This window comes from Streptomyces bambusae (assembly GCF_019400985.1).
Classification (GTDB): Bacteria; Actinomycetota; Actinomycetes; order Streptomycetales; family Streptomycetaceae; genus Streptomyces; species Streptomyces bambusae_A.
Genome location: NZ_WTFF01000425.1, coordinates 1 through 5,228 on the forward strand (window position 1 = coordinate 1; position 5,228 = coordinate 5,228).

General features: G+C 73.3%; 4 protein-coding genes and 1 pseudogene. 3 read left to right on the forward strand and 2 right to left on the reverse strand.

The window, feature by feature from the left end:
* A pseudogene (locus tag GPJ59_RS38090) lies at positions 1 to 571 on the reverse strand (hypothetical protein); the annotation flags it as partial.
* A 212-nt stretch (positions 572 to 783) separates the two neighbouring features.
* Here GPJ59_RS38090 and purN point away from each other — a divergent pair.
* Both purN and purH read left to right on the forward strand, forming a co-directional pair.
* The gene (gene purN, locus GPJ59_RS33190) at positions 784 to 1,398 is read left to right on the forward strand and encodes a phosphoribosylglycinamide formyltransferase (RefSeq protein ID WP_219671628.1); all 615 of its coding nucleotides are present in this window, start codon (positions 784 to 786) and stop codon (positions 1,396 to 1,398) included.
* Positions 1,395 to 2,963 carry a bifunctional phosphoribosylaminoimidazolecarboxamide formyltransferase/IMP cyclohydrolase gene (gene purH / locus GPJ59_RS33195; protein ID WP_219671629.1) on the forward strand — a complete coding sequence of 523 codons (1,569 nt, stop codon included), beginning with the start codon at positions 1,395 to 1,397 and terminating at the stop codon, positions 2,961 to 2,963. The genes purN and purH overlap by 4 nt, the downstream gene beginning before the upstream one ends.
* A 125-nt stretch (positions 2,964 to 3,088) precedes the next feature.
* On the opposite strand, the gene GPJ59_RS33200 is transcribed toward purH, so the two are convergent.
* Positions 3,089 to 3,706 carry a hypothetical protein gene (locus GPJ59_RS33200; protein ID WP_219671630.1) on the reverse strand — a complete coding sequence of 206 codons (618 nt, stop codon included), beginning with the start codon at positions 3,704 to 3,706 and terminating at the stop codon, positions 3,089 to 3,091.
* 250 nt (positions 3,707 to 3,956) lie between these two features.
* On the opposite strand from GPJ59_RS33200, the gene GPJ59_RS33205 reads away from it, so the two are divergent.
* Entirely contained in the window at positions 3,957 to 4,820 is an 864-nt protein-coding gene (locus GPJ59_RS33205) for a bifunctional methylenetetrahydrofolate dehydrogenase/methenyltetrahydrofolate cyclohydrolase (protein WP_219671631.1), read from the forward strand.
* The last annotated feature ends 408 nt before the right edge of the window (positions 4,821 to 5,228 follow it).

Here is a 5,228-nt window from a genome sequence, read left to right on the forward strand (position 1 = left end):
GTGTAGTCCTGGCCGGCGCCGGGCCCGGTGGCCGCCGAGCGGATCGCCGCGCCGAGCAGTTCCCGCCAGGGCTGCGGCGGCTGGAAGGCGTCCCCGGCCCCCCGCCGCCAGCCCTCCGGGCTGGCTCCCGGCAGGGCCGTGATCCCTTCCCCCCCCCGGCAACGGGCCGCGTCCCGCCCGCGCCCGCCGAGGCTCCGCCCGCGTCCGCCGAGGCCGGCTCCGGCTCTGGTTCGCGCTTCGCGCGCAGCGCGCTGATGCCCCAGTACAGGGCCAGCGCGCCCAGCAGCAGCCCCATCGCCGGGATGCCGAACAGCCCGAAGAAGAAGCCCCACATGCCGGCGAGCAGCGCATAGCGTGCCCGGCGCTGGATCGGGTCCGTGGGGTCCCAGCGGATCGGGCCGCCGCCCGAGGAGCCGGGGCCGCCCTGCCCGGGCCCGCCCTGGCCGCCGCCGTCGCGCCGCGCATGCTCGGACGCACCGTCGCGCGGCTGCCACGGCTGGTCCGGCCGCCCTTCCGGGGGAGCCGCGAAGGGGTTGTCTTCGGTGGAGGAGGGCTGACGGCGGTCCGGCATCGGGTGCGTTTCTTCCCCTGTGTCGTTGCGTGCGGCGGGTTGCGGCTCGTATGTCCAGACGCTACCCCTCGGGCATGCCCCCGTCCCTCGGGGGCTGTCGGGTGTGCCGGTATCGTTGCAGGCGGTCGGCGGCTTCGTAGGGTTCCCCGTATATCGGGGGCGCGGAGTTTCGTACGATCGCATAAGACGCACCCCGCGAGAAAGGGCCTCCCATGGCCGCCTCCCGCCTGGTCGTGCTGGTCTCCGGTTCCGGCACCAACCTCCAGGCCCTGCTCGACGCCATCGCCTCCGACCCCGAGGGCTACGGCGCCAGCGTCGTGGCCGTGGGGGCGGACCGGGACGGTATCGCCGGGCTGGACCGCGCCGTGAAGGCCGGCATCCCCACGTTCGTGTGCCCGGTGAAGGCGTACGGGTCCCGCGAGGAGTGGGACGAGGCCCTCACCGAGGCCGTCGCCGCCTTCGAGCCCGACCTGGTCGTGTCCGCCGGGTTCATGAAGATCGTGGGCAAGGCGTTCGTCGACCGGTTCGGCGGGCGGTTCGTCAACACCCACCCCGCCCTGCTGCCCGCCTTCCCCGGCGCGCACGGCGTACGGGACGCGCTCGCGTACGGCGCGAAGGTCACCGGCTGCACGGTCCATTTCGTGGATGCCGGCGTGGACACCGGTCCGATCATCGCCCAGGGTGTGGTCGAGGTCCGGGACGAGGACGACGAAGCCGCTCTCCATGAGCGCATCAAGGAAGTCGAGCGCAGGCTGCTCGTCGATGTCGTGGGGCGACTGGCCCGGCACGGCTACCGCATCGAGGGACGAAAGGTAACGATCCAGTGACCGCCGAAGGTACGAACAAGCGGCCGATCCGCCGTGCACTCATCAGCGTGTACGACAAGACCGGTCTGGAGGAGCTCGCGCGCGGGCTGCACGAGGCGGGCGTGACGCTGGTGTCGACCGGGTCGACCGCCTCGAAGATCGCCGCCGCCGGGGTGCCGGTCACCAAGGTGGAGGAGCTGACGGGCTTCCCCGAGTGCCTCGACGGCCGCGTCAAGACCCTGCACCCGCGCGTGCACGCCGGCATCCTCGCCGACCTGCGCCTGGAGGACCACCAGCGCCAGCTCGCCGAGCTGGGCGTCGAGCCCTTCGACCTCGTCGTGGTCAACCTCTACCCGTTCCGCGAGACCGTGGCCTCCGGCGCGACCCCGGACGAGTGCGTCGAGCAGATCGACATCGGCGGCCCCTCCATGGTCCGCGCCGCCGCCAAGAACCACCCGTCGGTCGCCGTCGTCACCAGCCCGGCCCGCTACGCCGACGTGCTCGCCGCGGTCCAGGGCGGCGGGTTCGACCTGACCGCGCGCAAGCGTCTGGCGGCCGAGGCCTTCCAGCACACCGCCGCGTACGACGTCGCCGTCGCGTCCTGGTTCACGAACGCGTACGCGCCGGAAGAGGACGCGGTGCTGCCGGAGTTCCTCGCCGGGGCGTGGGAGCGCAAGGCCTCGCTGCGTTATGGCGAGAACCCGCACCAGGGCGCCGCGCTCTACACCGACGGGCAGCCGGGCGGGCTCGCCAACGCCGAGCAGCTGCACGGCAAGGAGATGTCCTTCAACAACTACGTGGACACCGAGGCCGCCCGCCGGGCCGCCTACGACCACGACGAGCCCTGTGTCGCGATCATCAAGCACGCCAACCCGTGCGGCATCGCGATCGGCGCCGACGTCGCCGAGGCGCACCGCAAGGCGCACGCCTGCGACCCGCTGTCGGCCTTCGGCGGCGTCATCGCCGTCAACCGCCCGGTGACCGTCGAGCTCGCCGAGCAGGTCGCCGAGATCTTCACCGAGGTCATCGCGGCCCCGGCGTACGAGGACGGCGCCCTGGAGGTGCTGGCCAAGAAGAAGAACATCCGCGTGCTGAAGGTGGACGGCCACCCGCACCAGCCCGGTGACCTCAAGCCGATCTCCGGCGGCGTGCTGCTCCAGCAGTCGGATGTCTTCCAGGCCGAGGGCGACGACCCGGCGAACTGGACCCTGGCCACCGGCGAGGCCCTGTCCGCGCAGGAGCTCGCCGAGCTCGCCTTCGCGTGGAAGGCCTGCCGCGCGGTGAAGTCCAACGCCATCCTGCTGGCCAAGGCCGGGGCGTCCGTGGGCGTCGGCATGGGCCAGGTCAACCGGGTGGACTCGGCGAAGCTCGCGGTCGAGCGGGCGGGCGCGGAGCGCGCGCAGGGCTCGTACGCCGCCTCGGACGCGTTCTTCCCGTTCCCCGACGGCCTGGAGATCCTCACGGCGGCGGGCATCAAGGCCGTGGTCCAGCCGGGCGGTTCGGTCCGCGACGAGCAGGTCGTCGAGGCCGCGCAGAAGGCGGGCGTGACCATGTACTTCACCGGGACCCGGCACTTCTTCCACTGAGCCCCGGAGAGAACAACGGCGAAGGCCGCGCCCCGCAGCAGTGCGGGACGCGGCCTTCGCGCGTGTACGGGCCTGCGCGGGCCCGGGTGCGGCCGAGCGGGTCGGCCGCCCAGGGTCGGTCAGGCTCAGTAACGCGGGCGCTTGAACCAGGCGCCGGCGGCGCTGTTGACCATCGAGGCGAGGATGATGCCGCCGATGGAGAGACCGATGATGGCGCCGACGACCGGGCCGCCACCGCCGCCCTGGGACGAGGCACCCAGGGCGCTCAGGAAGTTGATCAGGCTCAGCGCGATGAACAGCGCCGCGTAGACGATCGTCGTGACGCGCACGCCGCTGCCGCCGTTGGAGAACTTCACGCCCAGCGTGATGGCCCACGCCGCGAAGGCGAACAGGATGAAGACCATGATGCCGCCGAGGCCGGCCAGGAAGTCGGCCTCGTCGCTCACGCTGGTGCCGGCGGCGGCGCCGCTGGCGGCCATCAGCACGATGCCGAAGATGACGCCGAAGAGGATCTGCAGACCCGCGACGATGAAGAGCAGCACGCGGGCGGTCTTGATCAGGCCGGGCATCTGCATCGGGGCGGCCGGGTAGCCGGCGGGGTAGCCCGGGGCCGGGGCCTGCTGCGGGTATCCGTAACCGGCCTGCGGAGGCACGCCCTGGGGGGCCTGCTGCGGGTAGCCGTACGGGGGCTGGCCCTGCTGGGGCTGCTGCCCGTACGGGTTGTTCGGGTCGCCGAAGCTCATGTGGGGTGTTCCTCCGTGTACATGCGGGGACGCGCGGCCCGCGCGGAGGAACAACTCAACGTGCGGTCCGCCCCCCAGCACTGCCCGCGGCATTCATCCGGCCATCGTGGTCGGACCGGCCACGGCTTGTCCAGTCGGTAGTCGTGAGGCCCGTCACTTGTTGTGCAAGTGCAATGAACCCTGTGGGACGAGGCGCGCCTTGGGGTGGCGCGACTGGAACCGGGGGCGCCCCATCCGGGAGGATGGCCGTATGACTGCCCAGATTCTCGACGGCAAGGCCACCGCGGCCGCGATCAAGTCCGAGCTGGCCGCCCGCGTGGCGGCGCTCAAGGCCCGGGGCATCACCCCCGGCCTCGGCACCCTGCTGGTCGGCGACGATCCGGGCAGCCGCTGGTACGTGGCCGGAAAGCACCGGGACTGCGCGGAGGTCGGCATCGCCTCGATCCAGCGCGAACTGCCCGGTACGGCCACCCAGGACGACATCGAGGCCGTGGTCCGCGAACTCAACGCGGACCCCGCCTGCACGGGCTACATCGTCCAACTTCCGCTGCCCAAGGGCATCGACACCAACCGCGTGCTGGAGCTGATGGATCCGGCGAAGGACGCGGACGGCCTGCACCCGATGTCCCTCGGCCGGCTGGTCCTGAACGAGCCCGGCCCGCTGCCGTGCACCCCGTACGGGATCGTCGAGCTGCTGCGCCACCACGGGGTCGAGATCAACGGCGCGCACGTGGTGGTCGTCGGCCGCGGCATCACGGTGGGCCGGTCCATCGGGCTGCTGCTGACGCGCAAGTCGGAGAACGCGACGGTCACGCTGTGCCACACCGGCACGCGTGACCTGTCGGGCGTGCTGCGCCAGGCGGACATCGTGGTCGCGGCGGCGGGCGTCCCGCACCTGGTCAAGCCGGAGGACGTCAAGCCCGGCGCGGCCGTGCTGGACGTGGGCGTCAGCCGGGACGAGAACGGCAAGATCGTCGGCGACGTCCACCCGGGAGTCACCGAGGTCGCCGGCTGGATCTCGCCGAACCCGGGCGGGGTCGGCCCGATGACCCGCGCGCAGCTGCTGGTCAACGTCGTCGAGGCGGCGGAACGGAGCGCAGCGGATGCGCACTGACGGCCCCAACGGCGTGGCGAGTGCGGCCCGGCGTGGCGAGCCTGAGGCCGGGGCGGGCGCCGACTCCGCGACCGGAGCCGGGCCCAGCCCCGAGCCCGGCGCCTCCTCGCGGGACGGCGGCGAAGCCGTGGCGAGCTTGGGCGGCGGGGCCGAACGGGCTGGGAAGGCCCCGGCAGGGGGCCAGGCTGCAGCCGACTCCACGAACGGCGGCGCGGCGACGCAGGCGGAGGGCCCTTCGCCCTCCTCCCCCTCCTCGCAGCGGACCCCGGCCGGCCAAACCGGCCCCGCCCGGCCGCCCCGCGCCGCGGCCCACGGCCCCGCCGGACCCCGCGCCTCCCCCCGGTGTAGGGGACAGGGGCGCCCGGCCCGACGGGGGACCACGGGTGGGGGAGGCCCGCGCTGGGGGCG